Source organism: Fibrobacter sp. UBA4297 (genome assembly GCF_002394865.1).
GTDB lineage: Bacteria > Fibrobacterota > Fibrobacteria > Fibrobacterales > Fibrobacteraceae > Fibrobacter.
The window spans coordinates 333,971-356,319 of sequence record NZ_DGUZ01000009.1 but is presented as its reverse complement, the minus strand read 5'-3'; the positions used below and the strand labels follow the sequence as shown (position 1 = coordinate 356,319).

The following is a 22,349-nucleotide window of genomic DNA, read 5'->3' as shown; positions in this document are numbered from 1 at the left end:
GATGGAGGCCTTGCGATTATGCTACATCCCGACAAAAGGGAAAATACCATAGCTAGTAGAGGTAATCTGAAATTATTCATTCAAAAACCGAAACGTAATCATTGTGAATAAATATATAAAAAAAGGTGTTCGTACCATCTCATTTGCAAGAGATGTGCTTTATCGTGAAAAATTTTGCAAACAACCGACTGCACAAAAACAAAATCTAATTGATAGATTTGAAATACCAATCACTTAACCTATTGACGGTTATTAAATAATAACCTATATTTATTATGCCAAAGATATTTGAAGCGGAAGGATTCTCGTTTTTCTTCTATATGAATGAGCACGAACCGGTGCATGTTCACGTAAGAAAACAGGGAAAATTAGCGAAATTCGAGATTGTTAATGGAATAGCTAGACCCATATTTGGAAAGTTGTCAAAAGCGGATATGACAAAAGCCGGTGAATTGGCGACCGAGAATAGCATGTTGATTATAAGCAAATGGTTCGAAATTTTCGGATAGGAGTAGTCTTATGAGTGAAATTACAGAAAAAGATGTGAAAAGAGTCTGGGTGGAAAAGGACGCTATATGTGTCGAATTGAAAGACGGACGCATTGGCAAGGAACTTATCCGCGATTACGAACCGCTTAGAAACGCTACAAGAGAACAGCTGGAAAATTGTCGAGTTGATCTCGACGGAGTTTGGTTTGACGATCTAGACGAGGGTTTGGCTCTCTCCGGATTCTTCGCACCAAAGAAAATGAACCCCGTTGGACGCGTTTTTTGGCTCTTTCCTGAACTAAATGCGGCTGCATTTGCTCGCAGGCTTGGAATCCCGCAACCTTTATTTGCCGCCTATGTGAACGGAACAAAGAAACCTTCTGCAGCCCGTCGTAAAAAGATTGATGAAGAATTTCACCGAATCGGCCGTGAACTGATGAAAGTATAAAAAATCCTCCGCGGGGGAGGATTCTGCTTTAATCAAAATTTATCGAAAACAATTTATCCTTAAAATATTGTAATGCGGAATATTTTATTATAGGATTATCAAGATTAGTTTCCGTTTTTACACTTTCTAGATAAAAGTTCAAAAATGATTTAAACTTAACCTCAATATTTTTCATATTATCTTGTAATTCCATAAATTCAGCATGGTCAATCATTGCTAATTTACCAATATCCTCTTCTGTTACGATGACTGCTTTAGAAAAATCTAAAGCAGGAATTCTTCCATCTTTACTCAATTTTTGTCTGCCTGAATTTGAGAAGAAAAAACAGTGCGAAACTTTACCATGTTTAGGATGGTGTGCGCTAGTCCTAAAAGGGATTGCAAAGGTTAGTGATTCAATTTGGACTACCAAAACAAGATGAGGTCTTTTTGGTTTGCTTAAAATTTCAGTATGTTCTTTGTGTTTCTCAAAAAATTCAGCATTAAGCCGAACAATAGTATGGTTTTCTAGCATTTTCCCTCCAAAAAAATAGCCGTTTTTTATACTTTCATATAAAAAACGGCTTCAATTTGGTCTTTCTTTTTTATCTCAGGCAGCGACCTACCGCCCTGTTTCATCGAATTGGCCTTTCTTTTTTTCTCAGGCGGCGACCTACCGCCCTGTTCTATGTTAAATATATAAAAATTTCATTGATAAAGCAAGTAGTCTTTATTTTCCTAAATTGATTCGGACAGTCTGTCCGATGGCGTTGCGAACGATATAAGCTCCGTTGTGATAACCAGCGATCTTGAGTCCGATCTTGATGTCTGTCAGCGATGCTCCGGCGTTTAGACGGACTTTGCCGAGCATATTGCCCATCAGGTCAAAGACCTTGTAAACACCTGCGTTTTTTGCGAAAGCGTTTGCAGCATCCGAAGCAAATTTCGGCAAGATGCCCGTGGTGCCATTGCGTTTGTCCATAATATCGCCTTCAATTTTACCGAAGGCAATCCAGTCGAGGTTTACATAGTCGCTTGTTATTAGGACTTTGAGCACGTGTTCGCCTTTGGTGAGTTCCTTGGTTGTTTTGCCTTTGTACGTAGCGTATGTATCGAAGTCATCGGTTCCAGAAAGCGAGAGTGTATCGGTGATGGGTTCATTGTCCATAAAGAATCGTACGCTTGCGCTTTCCATGCCTGTTGCGTAAGAAAGTTCGAAGGGGAGGGTTCCGCTAGTTTCGACGTTCACGGTGTATTCCAGCCATTCACCCTTCTGCGTGTAGCCCACGGCAAATCCGTCGCCGTTCTTCACGATGTCCACGCGGTCTTCGCGATATTCCTTGCCTTGGTTTTCGGTGTCCATGTCATAGTAGGCCTTGCCGGCACCGCCCACGTCGTAGTTTTCAAAGTCAATGAAGTTTGCGGGGCCTTCAACGCTTGCACCTACGGCTGGTACATCACACTTGGCTTCTGCATCTTTGAGTTTTTCCTTGCAGAACGGGCTTTGCGGAATAGCGGTCTTGCTATCCTCGAATTCCCAGTAGTCCGCTTCGAAGTCGCCTTCAAATACAAAGAACACGTCGTGTTTGCCAACGGCACCTGTGAGCGGAACTGTTACGAGGCCGTCTGCGGAAAATTCCGCCTTGCCAACAATTTCGCCGTTCACCTTGTCCAGACGGACAGTGATGCTCGACGCCTTCTTGACGTTCAGAACGGATGCCGAGAAGCTTTCTGCGCCTGCATCGCCGAATTCCACGCCGCTAATTTTGGTGTAGTCACCGTTGCCGATGTTGGTGAGGATGACATTGCCCACGTCCTTGGCGTTACGGCTCTTGACGCCTTCGCTCCACGACATTGTTTCTGCTTCAACACGCTTGTACGGGTCAAAATCTTCCACCTGCGCCACGCCATTTTCGGGCCAGAAGTCAATTTTTTGGATAGTCCCGTCGGCATTATAGTGCATCTCGGCCACGGAGACCGAGCGGCGTTCCGCATGCTTGTAAGCTTGGCCGATTTTTGCTTGGTATTCCGCCCAGAGCAGGTAATTCAGGCCGAAAACGTAAGATTTTCCCTTGTAGTCGATGATGCCCGGGTGGTTGCCGCGGCTTTTCGGGGAGTGCGGCATGATGTCGCCCTTGTAGGTCCAAGGACCGGTAGGGGAGTCACTCATGGCATAGCCGATGCCTTCGGAGCAGCAGGTGGAGGCAAACGCCATATAATAATACTTGCCACGTTTGTAGAACCACGGGCCTTCCTGGTAGTCCTTAATCTTGGGGTAAGTGACGATGGAGCCTTCCGTGTGGATCATGTCCTTTTTCAGCTTGATCATGTAGAGTTCCGGGTTGCCCCAGTACATGTAAGCTTGGCCGTCGTCGTCAATCCAAACGGTAGGGTCGATATCGTTCCAGTGCTGGCGTTGCCACACGAGTTGGCCATTGAGCGGATCCTTGAAGGGACCGTAAGGGCTATCCGATACGAGCACCGAAATTCCGTGACCGTGGATGGGGCAGTACATGAACCACTTGCCATCGCGCTCGATGACCTGTTCCGCCCATGCGCCGTTGTTGGAGTTATACCACTTGAAATCGCCGAGTGAGGCAACCGAACCGTGATCCGTCCAGTTGACCATGTCGGTAGAGGTGTACAAAAGCCAGTCGTACATCATGAACCCATCGGCGTTGTCGTCATCGTGGGTCGTGTAGAGGTACACCGTGTCGCCGTGCACGTATGGGGCAGGGTCCGCCGTGTATTTCGTTGTAATTATAGGATGCTGCGCAAATGCAGCACAAGCCAATACCGCTGAAACGGTTAAGATTTTACCAAACATCTTGATCTCCATTCCTTGTTAATTCCTACACCCAATAACAAAGATATATCTGAAAATGTTTGCGGTTAATCGCTTGCGTAAATCTCTATTGTCAATTTATCAAAAAGGGAAGAATTGTAAAAAACATTTACCCAATAAAAATTGAGACAAAAGCCTTAAAAAAGCGTGTATATAAGTAGGGTGCAAACTATGTTTAGACATTCTATTCCAAAATAAATACACCTACTTGACGTATACACATGAAAAAGGTATATTAGACTATGATAAAAAGCTTTGCAGATAAAGACTCAGAGCTCATCTATAACCAGGAATTTTCAAGGCGATTGCCAAACACGATTCAAAAGGTTGCTTTAAGAAAATTAATGATGATAGATAATGCCAAAAGTCTTGATGATTTACGTATTCCGCCAAACAATCGTTTGGAACAGTTACATGGAGATAGAATTGGGCAATACTCTATTCGCATAAATGACCAATGGCGTATATGTTTTAGAATGTATGATGGTCACTTTTACAATGTTGAAATTGTAGACTACCACTAGGAGTTAGTTATGAACAAGCATATTGAAACACCGACTATCGGAGAAATATTGAACGAAGAATTTTTGATTCCTATGGGGTTGTCCGCTTACAAGGTCGCTCAGGCTATAAATGTTCCCATTTCTAGGATTCAAGATATTCTTCATGACCGTAGAAGGATTACTGTCGATACGTCTTTAAGATTAGCCAAGTTCTTTGGAGTATCTGATGATTATTTCATCTCGCTACAAGACGATATTGATATTCGCAATCTAAAAATTGAATTGGCAGAGGAACTTGAGAAAATCAAAACTTTTGTTCCTGCATAATAGAAAAGCCCGCTCACGGGAGAGTGGCGGGCATAAAGGCGGGGGATATGGGGGTTATTTTCCGGAGGAAACGATAACCTTTGCGGTCTTCAGGATCTTGTTCTTGAGCTTGTAACCCTTCTGGAATACGGTGACAACATGACCTTCCGGGACTGTTTCGGAGGGCTGCTGCATCAGAGCTTCGTGGAGGTTCGGGTCGAATTCCTTGCCGGTCGGGTCGATTTGTTCGAGGCCTGCGTCCGTGAGAACCTTAGCGAACTGGTTGTAAATCATCTGCATGCCTTTTTCGAAGGCTTCGAGGTCCTTGGCTTTGTTTTCGCTGGCGAAAGCACGTTCGAAATTGTCCTGGACTTCAGAGAGTTTTTCGAGGAGCTTGCCGTTGGCTGTTTCGATGAGTTCGAGCTGTTCCTTGGCGTTACGGCGGCGGAAGTTTTCGAATTCAGCCATCAAGCGAACAAAGCGATCGTTGGATTCGGCAAGCTGCTGTTTCAAAATTTCTTCGGCGGAAGGTGCTGCGGGCTGTTCGGCGGCTTTTTCTTCGGCCTTTGGTGCTTCTGCATTTTGACCTTCTGCGTCAGCGGGCTTTTCGGCGTTGGCATTGTCGGTTGCTGAGCTTGCCGAAGCGTTAGCCTCGGCTTCAAGATTCATTGCGTCCTGGGCGGCTTTTAGCACATCCTGTTCAAATTGAGCACGTTCAGCGTTTTCGTCTAAATTTTCAGCCATGATTTATCAATATTCCTTTAATAATTGTCCGTTCGGACATCTGTTTTACAATTTCGACACAAAGATAGCAAATACCATGCCAACAAAAAACGTCAAAAATCGTTTTAATGTGAAACAAACCGTTCTCCCCTTTCTGAATTAATATTACCGATAATGCGGATTATGTAAACTAAAGTCACTTTTGAGATTTTTCTTTTGTTAAATAGATATTTATCATAAGTTGTACATTTTCATCAAGGTGTTTTAGTGTTTTTTCGGTATTTCTAAATGTAGAAGCCAAAGACCATAAAGTGAAACAAATTGATGAAATTCCAAAAACTACGGCAATTTCCCATAAAAACATAATTTAACTCCTTTTTTTTCTCAAAAATATAAGAATAAATGCAAAAATTTCATTAATTATTCAAGTTCATCAATGATATTGGGACGGTTTTGTTCATTCATATAATTCGAATTACATATACCTCTTAAAAACGCCATTGCAAAATTGCAATCGGTTTGAAAATACATTCCGCCAAGGTTGCGTAAATCATATCCGCTAAAGTCATCATTGAACGAAAATGCTATGGAATTATTATTGCATGCAACATTCTGTTTTTTCGGATCGCTTTTGTGTTTGGCGCATAAATCGTTAATTTTTTCGTCGTCATAATCGGTGAAAATTTTTTTAACAGTCGCTATACCATTTTCAATGTTCAAGATAAATTGATATTTTTTATTTAGACTTAACATGTTTAAATGAACTTTCTCTTTGTCATATTGGACATCGCATGAGAAAACGTCTGGCCAACTACAGCCACAACCACAATCTGTTTTAACATAATAGTTCTCTTTCATATCAAACAAAACTGAGTCGAAAACGTAATTTTTTATGCGTTCAAAAATAATGGAAGAGTCTAACAACTCTGCAGAACTTGAACTGATCTCCCCCGCCGGCGAAACGCGTTCTTCGAGCAGGCTTTCGGACTGTGGCACGGTTGATTTGCACGCCGCGAGAAGTGCAATGGCGATTATGGGTAAAATTTTAAGGAATTTCATAAGTTTTTCAATCCATTCCTTCGTTAAAATCTTAGTCAAGATTGCCTAGTTCGTCTAAATTGAGATTCTCTCTCTGCCTTAAATTGGGACATTTGCCTCCCCTTAGTGTTTCTTCCATCAAATTGCAATCTTCTTTTAATTTATGAGCAAGGTTACCTAAATCAATATCGCTGAAATCATCTTCTAGTGTGAATGTTATAACATTGTCAATGTGTTCAACATGCTTTACTTTGGGATCGTTTTTATGAAATTTGCAAAATTCAGCTAGTTCGGCATCTTTAAAATGGTTTGTGAATTCTTCACGAACTGTGGCGATTCCTTTCGATATGGTAATCGATGTTTTTATGTTTTGTAAAACGGACAAAGCATTTAGTCGGAGTATATTTTCATCAATTTGAACATCGCAAGATAAGATGTCTGGACCCCTGCCTCCGCAAGAAAAAATACGAGCACCGCCATCCTTGTGTATAAGTATATACAGTGCAGCAAATAGTAACGAATCTTTTGCTTGTTGAAATCGCTTTACAGAATCCTCCGGACTTGCATACCTTGGCTTTGAAACCTCCGCAGAGCTCGAACTATTTTCTTGAACCGGAGAGACGCGTTCTTCGAGCAGGCTTTCGGACTGCGGCACGGTTGATTTGCACGCTGCGAGGAACGCAATGGCAATTATGGGTAAAATTTTGAGGAGTTTCATATTCTAATTATTCAAAAAAGTCAATTTCTAAATTCAAGTCAGGAATTCCATCGTCCTCAGTTTTGTTCTGCCTGTTTTGAATATAGCTGCACTGTTTTTGGGGTGAAAATATGTACTCTTTGCAATAAACATAGAGCTGGTCGGCAATATTTTTCAAATCTTGATCGGAGAATTGTTTGTCTATTGAGTATGAAATAATATTGCTTATGCATTCAACATTTCTTTTGGTGGAATCATTTTTGTAATTGGAGCATAGTTCGGTCAACTTGGCGTTTCCGAAGAACATAAACTCTTCGTTTACGGCAACTCCCCCATTTGTAATTGTAACCCAAGTGGAGAGTGTTCTGCTGTGCTCATAGGCCGTCTTTTTGATCAATCGAACCAAATTTTCTTGAAATTCGACAGTGCAAGATGAAATTTTCGGGTCAAAGCAGCTGCTGTCATCAAATGTTTTTTGAGAATCGTCAAAACAAATGTCTATGTTTTTTTCTGCTACAGAATCCGTGGATTTGCAGGCTGCAAGCAACGTGTACAATGCAAATAAAATAATCTTAAAATATTTCATAAAAACACCTTTGAAGAGCGCAATTCTCCCCCCCCCCCATTATTCTAAATCTTTTAAACCTTCTTCTTCATAATGTTGATTGCGCATGTAATTTGGGCCGCATCTTGCACATACTCGACTTTGCCATAAATCGCAATAGCTATACAGTTCTTTTGCTAGAGTTTTTAAATCGATATCGCGATAATTATCATTTAAAGAAAATGTTATAACCTTATCAATGCACTCTACATTTTTCACTTTCGGATCATTTTTGTGAAAAACGCAAAATTCAGCGAGTTTGGAATCTTTATAGTAATCTGAAAATTCTTCACGAACAAACGCTGTTTCGTTACTTATGGTTAGCGATGTTTTCACATTTTTTAATACAGATAAAACGTTTAACTGGAGTTGATCGTTAATTCCTTTAGATTTGAGTTCTGAGGAATAATCTAATAAATTTCCATTAAATAGGACACTACAGGATTGAACGCCTTGCGAACATCCACAAGGATTATAGTTATTATCCTTTGCTATAAAATGCAAAGCTGCATATATCATTGAATCCATAGCTTGTTCAAATCGCTCTACAGAATCCTTCGGGTTGGCATACTTCGGTTTTGCAATCTCATCAGAACTCGAACTAATCTCCCCCGCCGACGAAACGTGTTCTTCAAGCAGGCTTTGGGTTTGCGGTACAGTCGATTTGCAGGCAGCTAGGAGTGCAATAACGATTATAGGTAAAATTTTAAGGAGTTTCATGTTATCCCAATTTTTTAATTTTCACCATTACCGAAATAACATTGTGAACGTGTATTATCCATATGCCAGGCGTTGCAAGCTTCTTTGTCGAGTTCATTAGCAAGGATTTTTAAATCGTTATCGCTAAAATTATTTTTTATGGTAAACGTTATTGTATTTTCAATGCATTCAACATGCTCTATTTTGGGGTCTTCTTTGTGATAACTACAGATTCTATCAAAAAGCTCTTTTTGTGAATAGTTGATTTTTTCTTGTATTGTTGCGAGACCTTTCGTTATTGTCACAGAAATTGTCACCACACTTCCAGCAGATGACGCGTTTAATTGGAGCTTATTGTCTTTATATAAAACTTCGCACGCTGAAATCAAAAAAGTGCCACCGCAACTTTCTTGAAAATAGACTAAAGCACCTTGATACAGTGCATGATATAAGGAAGATAATAACGAATATTTCGCTATTCTGAAATTCAATAGTGAATCTTTTAGAAGTTCATCATAATTCCAACAGAAAAGACTCCCCCACATAATACAAGTATCGCCGAAATCGATATGATCGTCTAAAGTTAAAGTATCCCATGCTATAGGAAGTACTATTGCGCTAGAACTAGAGCTGAAACTCGAACTACTTTCTGGAATAAGCTCCGTTACTGAACTCGAACAGATCTCCCCCGCCGACGAAATGTGTTCTTCGAGCAGGCTTTCGGACTGCGGCACGGTTGATTTGCACGCCGCGAAGAGCGCTATGGCGATTATGGGTAAAATTTTAAGGATTTTCATAAATTTGTTAAGGACAATATATAAAAATTGTCTTTTATATGGTATTCTGAGTTTATGACTGTTGTAAACTATTGCAATATTAGTTTGGAAAATAAAACTTATTTTGTTGATGAAATTTCTGCGGTAGCAGCTCTCGCCCTTACAGCTTGCTTTTCAGATGAAACATCTCCGGTTGCGCCGGATGCGGAATCTTGATGGATAAGTATAAAACACCCTCATCAAGCTCAACCGTACTCTCCTCCAGTTCCATCACTCCCCTATCAAGTTCATCATTTGAAATTCCTGCAAGCACCAAACAAAAGCCAAACGACGCGACATGCAAAATCGAAGTCGATACAGAAAATGACTTTGCCATTACCATAGTGAAGTCGAACTCCATAATCCTCCATATTTCGGCAAGCCATCATAATGATATTTTAAATATTACCGAAATGATGCAATCATCACCTGTAACGATAGAGACTTTACAGAAACTGTAACGGTAGAGACGGATATGAATGCCCTCCCCGTCTTTACCGCAACTTTAGTGACCATATGCGACCAAATTGAGGAAACAGGAATATACATGGAGGACCTGTAATAAACGGCGCTTTTTTACTAAATTTGGCGCCATGATTAATTTTATCAAGTCTATATACTCCGGTTTGTGCATTGGGCTCGGCGGAACAGTTTACCTTTCTTGCGACAATAAAATCCTCGGATCGTTCTTGTTCGGGCTCGGCCTTTTTACGATTTTAAATTTCGGGTTCAACCTTTTTACAGGCAAAGTTGGTTACTTTGTCAACAATAAAATTAATTATTGGGGCTTTTTGGGAATTGTCTGGTTCGGGAATTTTATCGGAACTTTCATTTTTGCGAAGTTGATGGCAGCGACTCGTTATGGCGCCGCACTTCAAGCGAAGGCAAATGCTCTTTGCGTTATCAAGGACGGAGACGATTTTGCAAGTTTGCTCGTGCTCGGGATTTTCTGCGGGATGCTCATGTTCATCGCGGCAGACGGCTACAAGACCGTAGAAAACCAGGTCGGGAAAGTGCTTATCGTGTTCCTCCCGGTGATGGTCTTTATTTTGAGCGGTTTCGAGCACTGCATTGCAGACATGTTCTACTTCTCGCTTGCAGGCGATTTTTCAATGACAATGCTCAAAGCGCTTGTCGCGATTACAATTGGCAATTCCATTGGCGGTGGACTCATCCCGCTGATGCAAAAGTTGAACGCCAAGTCCGCGAAAGCGTAAGTAAAAACTCTTCAAATAAAAAAACGCAGTCCTTGAAGGATTGCGTTTTTTTTCAAGAAATAATGGGTTCCCTCCCTTCGGTCGAGAATGACAATTCAAAGGATGAAAAGTCAAAAAGGACCGCGGAAGGTAACGTTTTATCCGATGTCTTTGATAACCATGATGCCGCTGCGTTCGATCTTCGGATACTGACGCATGCCTTCCCCGCCCTTGCCCTTGTCGAGAATCTCGAGGAGTTTGCCATCTGTGGAGTACAGGTGCAGTTCCCACGGGCCGTTCGGTGCGTTGAAGTAACCGGAGTTCTTTTGCACGTTGCGCTGGAACGTTCTGTTCAAACGATCGGCAACGCTGCGGGCATGAACGAGCGAAACATCGGCGAGATTCCAGGAAATCGGCACGCCGCCCATGTCGAAGATGAGCACGGCATCGAGGTCGGTTTCTTCCTTCATCGTAAATTTCCAGCTGAAGTTCTGCCAGCTCGTGCTCAAGTCGAGAATACGACCGTTTGCGTACGGCGTGTAAGTTTCGCAGTCCTTCTTGATGTTCACGTTCAGCGTACGGGGCTTATCGGCCTTGGCGCGCATGCTAAAGATGTACGTTACACCCTTGTGGAGCGCAAAATGCTGCTTGAACTGGAGATTCCAGGAATCCTTGCCGCCCTTCTTGATGTCGAAACGCACAACGCCGTCTTTGACGGTCACGTCGCCCTTTCCACCCCAGAAGTCGGTTGTCCAGCCAGAAAGCGGATCTTCGGCGTTGAATTCGCCGTTTTCGATGATGTTCGCACCAGTTCCCTGAGAACCGGTCGTGAAATCCTTGTTCTGGATAAAGTTCGGAATCACGCTCGTATTCTGGATGCCTAGAGGGCTGTCGACAGCGACTTCCTTGCCCCAGCCAATAAGCGTATTGTAGGAGCCGTGAACTGTCATATCCATTTCCGGGCTGTCGAAGTTTCCCGGACCCCAACTCCATGCGAGCCAGCCGATGTTCAAGCGTTCGCATTCCGACATGATAAACTTGTACGGAATTTCACGAACACCGCCTGCAGCCACCGGAGCAAATTCACCGACAATCAGGGGAATCTTACGCTTGAGGGATTCTTCGAGCGTACCCTTGATGCGGTCCTTGACGGTTTCGTAGCCTGTTGCCACCGGATTGTGGCGTTCGGTCGGCCACCACATGTGAATCGAGAAAATCAAGTTGTGTTCGGGGTCTGCCTGCAAAAGCTTCGGGCCCACGTTCAACAAATTCTTTTCGTTCTGGCCCCATTCATCGGCGTCGATCATGATCGGCACACGCACGCCGGAGGCGCGGAGCTTTGTAACGATGATGTTGTAGGCATTGAAAAAGTCATCGGCGCTCTGGGCCTTGTCACCCGGTTCGTTACCGATGTTCAAAATCAAGTATTCCTGATGATTGTAAATCATCTGGAGCGTTTCTTCGCGAAGCCAAAATTCAAGGGCGTCGCTCAAGCGGTCCCAGTTACCGGTCGTGTCATGAATTTCCGGAATAGGAATCATGCCGTTGGCAATACAAAGCGAAATGATATTGTCGAGGTCGCTGATGCGGCCACGCGTATTCCAAACAATTCTTACACAGTTTGCGCCAGTCTTTGCAATTTCGGGAATGGTCTTGCCTTCACGATCCGTCCAAATAAACATGTGGTTTACACCACGAAGAACAACCTTTTCGTTGTCCTTGCTATACAGAAAAGAATCTTGAACGAAAAAGCCCGGTTTCACAGATGAGCCGTTCATGTCTTTAATTTTCTCCATAATGTCAATTAATCCATTATAAATATACAACTAAATGTTTTTTAGAGCCAAAAATTTTTCGCATATATAAAAAATTCCGCGCTCAATCATGGATTTTTCAAGCAAAATATGTGCCACAAGGCGTAAGCTCGGCTATTTGAGCCTTATGGATGCGGATGCGTTTGATTTGGCGACTTCAGATGGAAGTTGCGGCGGCACTACATTTCCGATGTTTTTCGCCGAGTAGTTCGATAACGAACGTTCAGGAAGATGTTTCCAGTAGCGTACAGGCAGGCAACGTCGAAGGAGGCGCGGGTTGAGCCGCTCCTTGATCGCCATCGTGTCGTAGTAAGACTTCCACATGCGCGTGAATTCATCTGGAGGGGCGTGCGCCGAAATGTAACTCGGGTCAGGAACCGTTACAAAATGAGTCCGGTAATTCTCGTAATAGACGCCAAAGCCTCGCTTGACATCGATAATCGCCCATGTGCCATTGGGGTAACGGCACCGAAAATGCCCGACAATCATTTCGAGAATGTCGTACTTGGGCTCGATTTCGGCGATGTACATGCCATCAGGCGCTTTGTTGAAACGTACCATTCCGTACATGTTGTCCATCTCGCGACGCACAGAACGCGCGATGGTAATGAGCGGAATCATTTCGAGACTTGACGGATTGCGGCCGTAATTCGGGTCAAGCCCCGCAAAAAGCTTGCGCAAATACGCAAGAATGTTCATCTCAATGTTCGCGTCTTCGGAACGGAAACAAGTCTCGAGCAAGTTCAAGACGTCTTTGCTTGCGGCGTTGGTAATGGCACGCCTGAGGCGGTTGGCGGATTCTTCGGAGGTTTCAACGTGGAAGGGCAGCGCGAAAAGGTCGGTTGCCACTTCACGTTCCGCTTCGTACGTGCGTTCGGCAACAAAGCAAGAAACATCGAGATGCTGGCGGTAAATCTCGAAAACGGCACTCAAGAAGCCGTCGAAAGTAGAATCGTAATGAATGGCGAGGGACATTGTTTAGTAGTTAGTCAATGGTCATTAGTTATTAGTTGTTTGCGATTGACAAAGCGTTAGTGTATGGTGCGGCTTTTGGCTGTGGCAGTGCGGCGGGCATGGTGTCGAACAGGTCGAGTTGATCGTTCTTGGGCTTGCCCGCTATGAGCAAGGGGCGAATCATCTCGGGGTAAAGCTTGTGGAGTTCTCGCGGCACGTCGCTATCGTAGATGAAGTATTTCGCGCGCTTGAGCACCACCCCCATTTTCTTCAAATGTTCGAATCTGATTTTAGAATAACGCCTTCCGCTGACAATGAGCTGTGCTGACCTCACGCCAATGCCGGGCACGCGCAAAATCATCTCGTAATCGGCAGTTTGCAAATCGACCGGGAAGCATTCCGGATGGCGGAGTGCCCACATCACTTTCGGATCCAAATCCGGGTCCAGGAATGGATTTTTCTCGTCGAGAATCTCGTTGTACTCGAACTTGTAAAAGCGCATGAGCCAGTCGGCCTGATAAAGCCGGTGTTCGCGTAAAAGCGGCGGTTTTGTGGTGATTACAGGCAAGCGCTTATCCGCATTTATGGGAACATACCCCGAGAAATAAACACGCTTCATTTGCTGTTGCTTGTAAAAGCCTGCCGAGAGCGTCAAAATTTGGAAATCGGTCTCCCCCGACGCTCCGACAATCATCTGTGTGCTCTGCCCTGCCGGCAAGAACTTCGGAGAATACTTGGACTTGTCCGTTTTGTATTCTAGCTTGCGTTCTGCCAAAAAATTCATCGGACGGTAAATGGATGCAAAATTCTTTTCGGGTGCAAGGTATTGCAACTGCTTGTCCGAAGGGATTTCGATATTCACGCTGCTGCGGTCGGCATAAAGCCCGGCTTCGAACAAGAGTCTAGAACTTGCGCCAGGAATTGCCTTTAAATGAATGTAACCGCCAAAATGGTGTACCAATCGCAATTCCTTAGCCACCTTAATTAACAATTCCATTGTGTAATCAGGTGTGCCAATTACGGCCGAACTCAAGAAAAGCCCTTCAATGTAATTACGGCGGTAAAATTCCAACGTAAGGTTGATGAGTTCTTTGGGCGTAAAAGTTGCTCGCGGGATGTCGTTACTGCGTCGGTTCACGCAATAGGCGCAATCGTACTTGCAGGCGTTACTGAACAGCACTTTTAAAAGCGAAATGCAGCGTCCATCGGCGCTCCACGTATGGCAAATGCCTGAGCTATGCCCGCACCCCATTCCGCCTTTTGGCGAATTGCGCTTGGAACCGCTCGACGAGCACGAAACATCGTACTTGGCGGCGTCGCCTAGAATGTTCAGTTTATCGCGTAAATCCATTTTTACCCATCGTTTTTAACGACACACTTGTTTACTTGCCTTTTTGTTCACTAAATATAATATTTACTGCACAAAAAAGCAAACTATTTCTAAAATTTTGAAAAAAAATGGTTGTTGATTTTAGTTTTGCTAGCCTTTTCGTGTCAGTTTTTACAATTAGTGAAAACACTTGTTTTTCTAAACAAAATGTCTAAAACAGCGTAAAAATTTTTCTGAAATATGGATTGTCATTAACCCATCTTTTTACTATAATTGCCCCCCGATGAAAAGAATGGAACTTGTTGACTTCGAGCTCGCCTTCAAGGAAGCAGTTCCGACCCACAAAAAGGTCGGTTGGGTTTCAGTTTTTGACAAGACTATTCATTTTTTTAAGAGTTTTATTTTTAAGGCAAAGGCATTTAGCTTTTGCCTTTCTTTTTACCCCAACAACTGTGACGTAAGGTAAATCATGAACGAAAAATTTCAATGGAAAGCAAAGCGCGAGCGCAAAGCGTTCATCGCCTTGGCTGACGGAGCCGTATTCCACGGTTACGCCTTTGGCGAAAAGAAAGACACCGTCGGCGAAGCCGTGTTCAATACCGGTATGGCTGGCTACAAGCAGATTTTAACCGACCCGTCTTACGCCGGTCAGTTCGTGGTTTTCACCACGGCCGAAGTTGGCGCTTACGCTACGAACTTTGAAAAGTCCGAATCCCGTCAGATTTTCTTGAACGGCATTGTCGTGAACTCACTCGACTGGGTTTCCAAGGAACTGAACGAAGAATCGCTTCATGATTACATGCTCGCCCAGAAAAAGGCAGGCATTGCAGGCGTCGATACTCGCGCCCTCACGCTCCACCTCCGCGAACACGGTGCCCAGAAGGCTTACCTCCACGTCGAAGACACGGAAATGACCGAAGCCGAAGCTATCGCAAAGGCAAAGGCTTGGGAAGGCCTCGACGGTCAGGATTATGCGAGCAAGGTGAGTGACCCGAACGGCTACGAATTCAACGATGAAGGCAAGTACCACATTGTCGCCCTCGATTTCGGTATCAAGACGAACATCTTGAGAAACCTCGCCGCCCAGGACATGCGCATCACGGTTATGCCGATTGGCACGAGCTACGAAATGATCATGGAACAAAAGCCGGATGGCGTGTTCCTCTCGAACGGCCCCGCCGACCCAAACTCCTTACCGCAAGTTTACAACATGGTCAAACAGCTCCTCGGCAAGATTCCTCTCATGGGAATTTGCCTGGGTAACCAACTCCTCGGCCTTGCTCTCGGTGCTAAAGTTTCCAAGCTCAAGTTCGGCCACCACGGCTGCAACCATCCTGTCAAGAACCTCTTGACAGGCGCTGTCGAAATCACGTCGCAAAACCACAACTACGCCATTGACGAAACGTCTCTCCCCGCCGATGTCGAAGTCACGCACATCAACCTGAACGACAACACGGTCGAAGGCATCCGCCACAAAAAATTCCCGGCATTCAGCGTGCAGTACCATCCGGAATCTGCTCCGGGACCAAACGATTCCATGTACTTGTTCGAAGAATTCAAGAAGATGATTGAAGCTTTCAAGGGAGGCAAGAATGCCTAAGCGTACCGACATCAAGAAGATTATGCTCATTGGTTCTGGCCCGATCGTGATTGGCCAGGGCTGCGAATTCGACTACTCCGGCGTGCAGGCCTGCAAGGTGCTGCGCCGCGAAGGCTACGAAGTGGTGCTGGTGAACTCTAACCCGGCCACCATCATGACCGACCCCGAGATGGCCGACCGCACCTACATCGAACCGCTGAGTGTCGATATTCTGCACGAAATCATCCGCCGCGAACGCCCCGATGCATTGCTCCCCACACTCGGTGGCCAGACGGCTTTGAACCTCGCGATGGAACTGAACGAGCGCGGCATTTTGGACCGCTACCAGGTGGAACTCATCGGCGCAAAGGCGCAGTCCATCCAGCGCGCCGAAGACCGCCACTTGTTCAAGGAAGCCATGCTCAAGATTGGGCTGGACCTCCCGCGCTCCGGTTCTGCACACTCCATGAGCGAAGCGACCGCTATCGCCCACACCATCGGCAGCTGGCCGCTGATTATCCGTCCGGGCTTCACCCTCGGTGGTACCGGCGGCGGCATCGCCCACAACGAAGAAGAATTCGAGACCATCGTGAACCGCGGTCTCGACGCCTCGCTCAACAACGAAGTCCTTATCGAAGAATCGCTCCTCGGCTGGAAAGAATTCGAAATGGAAGTCATGCGCGACAAGAAGGGCAATGCCGTTATCGTGTGCTCCATTGAAAACCTCGACCCCATGGGCGTGCACACCGGCGACTCCATTACGGTCGCCCCGATCCAGAGCCTTGATGACCGCGCCTACCAGGCCATGCGTGACGACTCCCTGAAGGTTATGGAAGCCATCGGCGTGGAAACCGGCGGATCCAACGTGCAGTGGGCTATTGAACCCAAGACCGGCCGCCGCATCATCATCGAAATGAACCCCCGCGTGAGCCGTTCTTCGGCGCTCGCCTCCAAGGCAACGGGCTTCCCCATCGCAAAGATTGCGGCCCTCCTCGCCGTGGGCTACACCCTCGACGAACTCCGCAACGACATTACGCAAACAACCCCGAGCTGCTTTGAACCGGCTCTCGACTACGTTGTCGTGAAGGTTCCGCGTTTCACGTTCGAAAAGTTCCCGAAGGCAGATTCCACGCTCGGCACCCAGATGAAGTCTGTGGGTGAAGCCATGGCCATCGGTACGAACTTCAAGCAGGCCATGCAGAAGGCTCTCCGCTCTCTCGAAACGGGATTCGGCGGATTCGGAGCCTGCGCCAAGTGCGAAAAGTTCAAGGAATACGACGACGAAACGCTCGCCAAGGAAGTCGCTCGCCCGAGTGCCGAACGCATCTTCGTGCTGCACGAAGCACTGCGCCGCAAGTGGGGCGTTGAGAAGTTGTACGAGCTCACGAAAATTGACCGCTATTTCCTCCGCCACCTCGAAGAACTCGCCTGCTTCGAAGACGAAATCACGGCAGCAGGTTCTCTCGAAAACCTCGCCAAGGATAAGGCTCTCTTCCGCCAGGCTAAGGAATTCGGCTTCAGCGATATCCAGATCGGTTACCTCTTCCACAAGACTCCAGAAGAAGTCATGGCAGTGCGTAAGCAGATTGGCCTCGTCCCGAGCTACTACTCCGTCGATACTTGCGCTGGCGAATTTGAAGCCATCACTCCTTACTACTATAGCTGCTACGCCGACAATACCGAACCGGTCCGCGAAATTCCGGGTCACCAGAGCAAAAAGCGCATCATGGTGCTCGGTGGCGGTCCGAACAGAATCGGCCAAGGCATTGAATTTGACTACTGCTGCTGCCACGCTGCATTCACGCTCCGCAAGCACGGCTTCGAAGTCATCATGGTGAACTCTAACCCCGAAACGGTTTCTACCGACTACGATACTTCGGACAAGCTCTACTTTGAACCGCTTACGCTCGAAGACGTGATGGGCATTTACGAACGCGAAAAGTGCGCGGGCGTGATCGTTCAGTTCGGTGGTCAGACTCCGCTGAACCTTGCTATGCGTCTCAAGAAGGCAGGTGCAAATGTCATCGGTACAAGCCCCGAAGACATCGACCTCGCCGAAGACCGCGACTTCTTCAAGCAGCTCGTCACCAAGATTGGCATCAAGCAGGCTGAAAGCGGCATTGCACACAACGTCGAAGAAGCCCTCGCCATTGTCGACAAAATCGGTTACCCGGTTCTCGTGCGCCCGAGCTTCGTTCTCGGTGGCCGCGGCATGGTGATTGTCTACAAGGAAAAGTACCTCCGCAAGTTCGTGGAAGAAGCAGCCGCCATTGGCGAAGGCAAGCCGATCCTCATCGACCGCTTCCTCGAAGACGCAACCGAACTCGATGTGGACTGCATCAGCGACGGCAAGCACACTGTTATCGGCGCCATCATGGAACACGTGGAACCCGCAGGCATCCACTCCGGTGACTCCGCTAGCGTTATCCCGCCGATGACCCTCTCCAAGGAAATTCAGGACAAGGTCCGTGAATTCGCCAAGGAATTTGCCAAGGAACTCCATGTCGTTGGTCTCATGAACATGCAGCTCGCAGTCAAGGATGGCGAACTCTACATGATCGAAGTGAACCCGCGTGCATCCCGCACCGTGCCGTTCGTTTCCAAGTCCATCGGCGTCCCGCTCGCAAGCTATGCAACACGCTGCATGACCGGCGAATCTCTCGAACAGATAGGATTCACTGAAGAAGTCCATGTGCCTTACGTGAGCGTCAAGGAAGCTGTCTTCCCGTTCGTCAAGTTCCCGGGTGTCGATATCACGCTTTCTCCGGAAATGAAATCCACCGGCGAAGTCATGAGCATCGATCGCGACCGCGGTCTTGCCTACCTCAAGAGCCAGCTGGCATCGGGCAACAAGGTCCCGAGCCAGGGCAACATCTTCGTCTCGCTCAAGGACGAAGACAAGCAGAAGGCCGTCCCGCTCATTCGACAACTCGTGAACCTCGGATACGAACTGTACGCCACCCGCGGCACCTCTACGATGCTCTACAACGAAGGCATCAAGACCCGCGCCGTGTTCCGCATCTCACGTGGCCGCCCGAACCTGCTCGACCTTATCCACGATAAGGAAGTGCAGTGGATCGTGAACACCACCGAAACCGGCGCCGAAGCCATGGTCGACGAAATCCAGATGCGCTCCAAGGCCGTTGTCTCGGGCATTCCTATCACGACGACCATCGCCGCCCTCACCTCCACTGTCGAAGGCCTCATGGACAAGCACGACTTCGGAAGATTCGAAGTCTGCAGTTTGCAGGAGTACCATAGGCATGTGAAGAAGTAAGTGAGTTATTAGGGAAAGGTCCCTGAGCTTGTCGAAGGGCCCCCCACCCTAATTGTCATTCCGGCCTCCGAGCCGGAATCGCCTTATAAACAAACAGGTGTGTCAAACGGAACACCTGTTTTTGTTATCAAAAGACATTTTTCATTCATTTATTTTAAATGTACATGGAATTGTTATGATAGTGTTTCCTGTACTATTTTCAAATTTCCAGCGACTCACGGCTTCAGCAATTTCGTTTTCAAATTCAGGATAATTCGCTGTCGAAGAAGTTACAGATATATAAGTAACTTGACCATTTGCATTCACATCTAATTTTAGAACAACCTTGCCTTGAAAGCCCGGTTTCTTCTTCAAGTATTTGTTGTAAATATGGCGCAGCCCCGGAAGGCGTTGCCGCACAACCTTCATAACATGTTCATGGTCAATAGAACCAGTTACGCCAACATCATCAGCGGAAGGGCTTTCAATGTTACCAATTGCTTTAGTCGCGTTTTTTCCGTTTCCTCCACTGAAAAGACCAGCCAAACCATCTCCTATACCACCGCCACTAGACTCGCTAGGATCTTTTTCTTTACTCATCTTGGATGCAACATCTTTCAAAATTTTATTCACTACTGCAGAATCTTTAAAAGCTTTGTCCATCTTTTCTTTAAACGCCTGCTCATTTTTCATTTCAATCGTCACAAGTGAATTATGACATCTCTTATTTTCTTTTGCAAAATTGGCTTCGGATGGTTTTCTCACACCAAATGTTTTATATAATTGATTTGCATGAGCATCGTCATATTTAATGACAAAACGAGTATCGTAATAAATTGCATTTTCTGTTTCAGAACGCATACTACTTTCAACATCACTCGGAAAATATATTTCCTTAAATCCTAATTTCTGAATCTTATTTAAGATAGGGCCATATTTTTTCTTAATCCATTTCATATCATGGTTTCGTTTATCATCAATGAAGATGGTAATCTTACCGGCGTCTTCCAAATTCTTGAATTGATTGTAAATTCTAGAAAGTTCATTCATCAACATATCTTCTACAAGCATATCCACCGATTCATTTTCTATTGTCCATAATTCAATCTTTTCAAGTTCATTTATATACTTATCTGGCGATATTTCCTTACCGTTAGGGCATTTCGGACCATACCCTCTCCCTAAATTTTCCTGAACATCCTTTGCAGTATAAGTCACACGTTGTCCGTTTGCCTTGCAACGGAATGTCCACATTTCGTTGAAATAAATATTGGGTTGAAAACCACCTCGTGCTCCAATTGCCACATAATCATCTTTAAGGAGAACCGTCAAATCAAGAACATTTGAATTAGAACAACGCCCTTCATCAAAATCGTCACTTTTTTTCTGTTCGCTAACATTAGCATTCCCCGATAACAAGCCGGCCAACCCATCTCCTACATTCTTTTTTTCATCCTGAATGCAACGGACAGGATACCACATCGAAATTGCTTTTTTTTGTGGAGCAACATCAAAACCATAATCAGCATGCGGTGCTCCCAAAAATGCATAAGCAATCCCCTCTGGCACCGATTGTTGCAAAATGGCATCCTCTGCAGAGTTCCATTGCATCGAAGATGTCCAAAAATAGGCGTATTTTCCTTCATCCATATAAGCACATTTAGCATCCTGGGCTACAATACATCCACCTGAAGGTTGAGCATTGAATCCGTATTTATCAGTTCCATTCCCGCTCGGTTGCTGGTAGGTGTTCCACCCTTTTTTTGATTTAAGGTCTATGGAATTTCCTGTATAATCCAATAATTTTTTAAATTCTGCAGCACTCGGCAAACGCCAACCATCAGGGCAAGCAGTTGTTGCAGCGGCCATCGCCGAATAATATCGGCCATATTTTTTACAATTCGCTTTTTTTCCGTTACCGCCAAGAATCAAGCAATCATTGGTGCTCCCAGGATTCCCGTTTATCTCGTTTATTTCGAAAGCTAAGTTCTCCGCCATCCAGACTTGGTCGCCAATCTTTACAGTCTTGTACGTTTTTCCATCGCGTGGATCCTTTATCGTTTCTTTCTGTGGAGCCGCAAAAGAAACTGACATACACAAGGATGCGGCAAGCATTATTTTAAGAAGATTTTTCATTTTTCCCTCTGTATAAGTTTTTTACTCACTGAAAGTAAACGGAATCGTTACCGTCGTTACGTTCGCTAAGTTTCCGTCATTACATTTATGTTTACCGAAGTTCCACAGTTTAACGGCAGCGCTGATTTCGTTGTCAAAAGCATCATTCCCCGTCGTAGAAGAATCAACAGAAGTTTCAGCGACGTTTCCTTCCGGCTTAATGACAAACTTGATTTTTACCTTTCCTTGAAAATTCTTCTTTTTCTTCAGAGCCTTATTATAAATCTGCCGAAGGCTTGGTGTTTTCTGGCGTACAACTTTCATAATATCCGCTGCACTACGGCTACATGAATTCTGTGCATCCAAAGCCTCCTGCTCCTGCTGCTTAAGCCACAGGCTATCATTTATAGGAGAACCTTGAACACAGCGAACATAGGCAAAACTTGATTTAGAAACAGTAGGAATAACAGCGATTTCCTTATTTCCTGGACCACCAGAAGTATCCACATTCTTAATTTCTACAGCAAAAGACGAATCTGCATTTTGTTCAACAGAGCTCCAAAACAAGGTATTCCTTCCCAACAAACTTTCTTGCCAAGCACTAAAGCTCGTCGAATCAAAGAACACCGCTAGCAGCGCTTGAAACTCACTCATTGCAGGAAGATGCCATCCTTTAGGACATGCTTTCATAGCAGTATTCCAGTCATACAGTCTTCCAAATTTATTGCAGTCTCCTTCACAACGGTTTCCTTCGGCATTCACCTTCAGATTTTCCACCATCCAAACCTTGTTTCCGAACGTGAAGGTCTTGAAAGGTTTTTCATCATTAGTGGCAACCTGAGTATTTTTTGGGGAATCAGTTGTAGCGGAGTCTGTCTTAGCCCCGTCCTGCTTGCAGGATGTTACTGTCAAAAGCGCCATGACAGCAACGCCAAATTTTAGAACATTCATTTTTCACCT

Annotated in this window: 22 protein-coding genes and 1 pseudogene; 7 read left to right on the top strand and 16 right to left on the bottom strand. The window is 45.4% G+C overall.

What is annotated here, in order from left to right:
• Positions 1-275: 275 nt before the first annotated feature.
• Together B3A20_RS15600 and B3A20_RS04790 are read left to right on the top strand one after the other, a co-directional pair.
• Entirely contained in the window at positions 276-509 is a 234-nt protein-coding gene (locus tag B3A20_RS15600; protein WP_366916653.1) for a DUF4160 domain-containing protein, read from the top strand.
• A 10-nt stretch (positions 510-519) separates the two neighbouring features.
• On the top strand, positions 520-936 hold the full coding sequence (locus B3A20_RS04790; protein ID WP_290762483.1) for a DUF2442 domain-containing protein: 417 nt from the start codon (positions 520-522) through the stop codon (positions 934-936).
• 28 nt (positions 937-964) lie between these two features.
• Here B3A20_RS04790 and tenpIN read toward each other — a convergent pair whose 3' ends face one another.
• The 3 genes and pseudogenes from tenpIN to B3A20_RS15530 form a co-directional block, all read right to left on the bottom strand.
• On the bottom strand, positions 965-1,450 hold the full coding sequence (gene tenpIN, locus B3A20_RS04785; RefSeq protein WP_290762481.1) for a type III toxin-antitoxin system TenpIN family toxin: 486 nt from the start codon (positions 1,448-1,450) through the stop codon (positions 965-967).
• 195 nt (positions 1,451-1,645) lie between these two features.
• A complete protein-coding gene (locus tag B3A20_RS15535) occupies positions 1,646-2,278 on the bottom strand; it encodes a carbohydrate-binding protein (RefSeq protein WP_349680066.1) in 633 nt (210 codons plus the stop codon).
• Positions 2,279-2,443: 165 nt separating this feature from the next.
• Positions 2,444-3,742 (bottom strand): annotated as a pseudogene (locus tag B3A20_RS15530) (glycoside hydrolase family 43 protein); the annotation flags it as partial.
• Positions 3,743-4,002: 260 nt separating this feature from the next.
• On the opposite strand from B3A20_RS15530, the gene B3A20_RS04775 reads away from it, so the two are divergent.
• Positions 4,003-4,284, top strand: coding sequence for a type II toxin-antitoxin system RelE/ParE family toxin (locus B3A20_RS04775; protein WP_290762477.1), 282 nt, complete (start codon positions 4,003-4,005; stop codon positions 4,282-4,284).
• A gap of 9 nt (positions 4,285-4,293) precedes the next feature.
• The gene (locus B3A20_RS04770) at positions 4,294-4,590 is read left to right on the top strand and encodes a HigA family addiction module antitoxin (RefSeq protein ID WP_088629711.1); all 297 of its coding nucleotides are present in this window, start codon (positions 4,294-4,296) and stop codon (positions 4,588-4,590) included.
• A 54-nt stretch (positions 4,591-4,644) separates the two neighbouring features.
• Here the strand turns inward: B3A20_RS04770 and grpE are convergent, their stop codons facing one another.
• The 8 genes from grpE to B3A20_RS04730 all read right to left on the bottom strand — a co-directional run bounded on the left by grpE (position 4,645) and on the right by B3A20_RS04730 (position 9,506).
• On the bottom strand, positions 4,645-5,313 hold the full coding sequence (grpE, locus tag B3A20_RS04765; RefSeq protein ID WP_290762473.1) for a nucleotide exchange factor GrpE: 669 nt from the start codon (positions 5,311-5,313) through the stop codon (positions 4,645-4,647).
• Between the two features lie 175 nt (positions 5,314-5,488).
• Positions 5,489-5,656, bottom strand: coding sequence for a hypothetical protein (locus B3A20_RS04760; protein ID WP_290762470.1), 168 nt, complete (start codon positions 5,654-5,656; stop codon positions 5,489-5,491).
• A gap of 56 nt (positions 5,657-5,712) precedes the next feature.
• Entirely contained in the window at positions 5,713-6,390 is a 678-nt protein-coding gene (locus B3A20_RS04755; RefSeq protein WP_290762467.1) for a hypothetical protein, read from the bottom strand.
• Positions 6,383-7,048, bottom strand: a complete 666-nt coding sequence (locus B3A20_RS04750) for a hypothetical protein (protein WP_290762465.1) — start codon at positions 7,046-7,048, stop codon at positions 6,383-6,385. The genes B3A20_RS04755 and B3A20_RS04750 overlap by 8 nt, the downstream gene beginning before the upstream one ends.
• A gap of 7 nt (positions 7,049-7,055) precedes the next feature.
• Entirely contained in the window at positions 7,056-7,613 is a 558-nt protein-coding gene (locus B3A20_RS04745) for a hypothetical protein (protein ID WP_290762462.1), read from the bottom strand.
• Between the two features lie 39 nt (positions 7,614-7,652).
• A complete protein-coding gene (locus B3A20_RS04740) occupies positions 7,653-8,351 on the bottom strand; it encodes a hypothetical protein (RefSeq protein WP_290762459.1) in 699 nt (232 codons plus the stop codon).
• 14 nt (positions 8,352-8,365) lie between these two features.
• Positions 8,366-9,127: a hypothetical protein gene (locus B3A20_RS04735; protein ID WP_290762457.1), complete on the bottom strand. Its 762-nt coding sequence runs from the start codon at positions 9,125-9,127 to the stop codon at positions 8,366-8,368.
• Between the two features lie 139 nt (positions 9,128-9,266).
• Positions 9,267-9,506, bottom strand: coding sequence for a hypothetical protein (locus B3A20_RS04730; RefSeq protein WP_290762455.1), 240 nt, complete (start codon positions 9,504-9,506; stop codon positions 9,267-9,269).
• Between the two features lie 232 nt (positions 9,507-9,738).
• On the opposite strand from B3A20_RS04730, the gene B3A20_RS04725 reads away from it, so the two are divergent.
• Entirely contained in the window at positions 9,739-10,362 is a 624-nt protein-coding gene (locus tag B3A20_RS04725; protein ID WP_290762453.1) for a formate/nitrite transporter family protein, read from the top strand.
• Positions 10,363-10,499: 137 nt separating this feature from the next.
• Here the strand turns inward: B3A20_RS04725 and B3A20_RS04720 are convergent, their stop codons facing one another.
• The 3 genes from B3A20_RS04720 to B3A20_RS04710 all read right to left on the bottom strand — a co-directional run bounded on the left by B3A20_RS04720 (position 10,500) and on the right by B3A20_RS04710 (position 14,460).
• Complete coding sequence (locus B3A20_RS04720; RefSeq protein ID WP_290762452.1) at positions 10,500-12,137, bottom strand: cellulase family glycosylhydrolase; 1,638 nt, start codon at positions 12,135-12,137, stop codon at positions 10,500-10,502.
• Between the two features lie 132 nt (positions 12,138-12,269).
• Positions 12,270-13,130, bottom strand: a complete 861-nt coding sequence (locus B3A20_RS04715) for a TIGR03915 family putative DNA repair protein (protein ID WP_290762450.1) — start codon at positions 13,128-13,130, stop codon at positions 12,270-12,272.
• A 31-nt stretch (positions 13,131-13,161) separates the two neighbouring features.
• Positions 13,162-14,460 carry a putative DNA modification/repair radical SAM protein gene (locus tag B3A20_RS04710; protein ID WP_290762448.1) on the bottom strand — a complete coding sequence of 433 codons (1,299 nt, stop codon included), beginning with the start codon at positions 14,458-14,460 and terminating at the stop codon, positions 13,162-13,164.
• Positions 14,461-14,908: 448 nt separating this feature from the next.
• Between B3A20_RS04710 and carA the strand changes: the two genes are divergently transcribed.
• Together carA and carB are read left to right on the top strand one after the other, a co-directional pair.
• Positions 14,909-16,039: a glutamine-hydrolyzing carbamoyl-phosphate synthase small subunit gene (carA, locus tag B3A20_RS04705; RefSeq protein WP_290762446.1), complete on the top strand. Its 1,131-nt coding sequence runs from the start codon at positions 14,909-14,911 to the stop codon at positions 16,037-16,039.
• Complete coding sequence (gene carB, locus B3A20_RS04700; protein ID WP_290762443.1) at positions 16,032-19,295, top strand: carbamoyl-phosphate synthase large subunit; 3,264 nt, start codon at positions 16,032-16,034, stop codon at positions 19,293-19,295. The genes carA and carB overlap by 8 nt, the downstream gene beginning before the upstream one ends.
• 141 nt (positions 19,296-19,436) lie before the next feature.
• Here the strand turns inward: carB and B3A20_RS04695 are convergent, their stop codons facing one another.
• Positions 19,437-21,410 carry a TonB family protein gene (locus tag B3A20_RS04695; RefSeq protein ID WP_290762440.1) on the bottom strand — a complete coding sequence of 658 codons (1,974 nt, stop codon included), beginning with the start codon at positions 21,408-21,410 and terminating at the stop codon, positions 19,437-19,439.
• A gap of 21 nt (positions 21,411-21,431) precedes the next feature.
• On the bottom strand, positions 21,432-22,340 hold the full coding sequence (locus tag B3A20_RS04690) for a TonB family protein (RefSeq protein WP_290762438.1): 909 nt from the start codon (positions 22,338-22,340) through the stop codon (positions 21,432-21,434).
• Between the last annotated feature and the right edge of the window lie 9 nt (positions 22,341-22,349).

What these genes read in the sequence shown, in the direction of transcription:
- B3A20_RS04735 (WP_290762457.1), bottom strand. Translation starts at nt 9,127, where the DNA reads ATGAAAATCCTTAAAATTTTACCCATAATCGCCATAGCGCTCTTCGCG.
- B3A20_RS15535 (WP_349680066.1), bottom strand. Translation starts at nt 2,278, where the DNA reads ATGGACACCGAAAACCAAGGCAAGGAATATCGCGAAGACCGCGTGGAC.
- B3A20_RS04690 (WP_290762438.1), bottom strand. Translation starts at nt 22,340, where the DNA reads ATGAATGTTCTAAAATTTGGCGTTGCTGTCATGGCGCTTTTGACAGTA.
- B3A20_RS04710 (WP_290762448.1), bottom strand. Translation starts at nt 14,460, where the DNA reads ATGGATTTACGCGATAAACTGAACATTCTAGGCGACGCCGCCAAGTAC.
- carA (WP_290762446.1), top strand. Translation starts at nt 14,909, where the DNA reads ATGAACGAAAAATTTCAATGGAAAGCAAAGCGCGAGCGCAAAGCGTTC.
- carB (WP_290762443.1), top strand. Translation starts at nt 16,032, where the DNA reads ATGCCTAAGCGTACCGACATCAAGAAGATTATGCTCATTGGTTCTGGC.
- tenpIN (WP_290762481.1), bottom strand. Translation starts at nt 1,450, where the DNA reads ATGCTAGAAAACCATACTATTGTTCGGCTTAATGCTGAATTTTTTGAG.
- B3A20_RS04775 (WP_290762477.1), top strand. Translation starts at nt 4,003, where the DNA reads ATGATAAAAAGCTTTGCAGATAAAGACTCAGAGCTCATCTATAACCAG.
- B3A20_RS04725 (WP_290762453.1), top strand. Translation starts at nt 9,739, where the DNA reads ATGATTAATTTTATCAAGTCTATATACTCCGGTTTGTGCATTGGGCTC.
- B3A20_RS04760 (WP_290762470.1), bottom strand. Translation starts at nt 5,656, where the DNA reads ATGTTTTTATGGGAAATTGCCGTAGTTTTTGGAATTTCATCAATTTGT.
- B3A20_RS04715 (WP_290762450.1), bottom strand. Translation starts at nt 13,130, where the DNA reads ATGTCCCTCGCCATTCATTACGATTCTACTTTCGACGGCTTCTTGAGT.
- B3A20_RS04790 (WP_290762483.1), top strand. Translation starts at nt 520, where the DNA reads ATGAGTGAAATTACAGAAAAAGATGTGAAAAGAGTCTGGGTGGAAAAG.
- B3A20_RS04745 (WP_290762462.1), bottom strand. Translation starts at nt 7,613, where the DNA reads ATGAAATATTTTAAGATTATTTTATTTGCATTGTACACGTTGCTTGCA.
- B3A20_RS15600 (WP_366916653.1), top strand. Translation starts at nt 276, where the DNA reads ATGCCAAAGATATTTGAAGCGGAAGGATTCTCGTTTTTCTTCTATATG.
- grpE (WP_290762473.1), bottom strand. Translation starts at nt 5,313, where the DNA reads ATGGCTGAAAATTTAGACGAAAACGCTGAACGTGCTCAATTTGAACAG.
- B3A20_RS04695 (WP_290762440.1), bottom strand. Translation starts at nt 21,410, where the DNA reads ATGAAAAATCTTCTTAAAATAATGCTTGCCGCATCCTTGTGTATGTCA.
- B3A20_RS04720 (WP_290762452.1), bottom strand. Translation starts at nt 12,137, where the DNA reads ATGGAGAAAATTAAAGACATGAACGGCTCATCTGTGAAACCGGGCTTT.
- B3A20_RS04740 (WP_290762459.1), bottom strand. Translation starts at nt 8,351, where the DNA reads ATGAAACTCCTTAAAATTTTACCTATAATCGTTATTGCACTCCTAGCT.
- B3A20_RS04750 (WP_290762465.1), bottom strand. Translation starts at nt 7,048, where the DNA reads ATGAAACTCCTCAAAATTTTACCCATAATTGCCATTGCGTTCCTCGCA.
- B3A20_RS04730 (WP_290762455.1), bottom strand. Translation starts at nt 9,506, where the DNA reads ATGGAGTTCGACTTCACTATGGTAATGGCAAAGTCATTTTCTGTATCG.
- B3A20_RS04770 (WP_088629711.1), top strand. Translation starts at nt 4,294, where the DNA reads ATGAACAAGCATATTGAAACACCGACTATCGGAGAAATATTGAACGAA.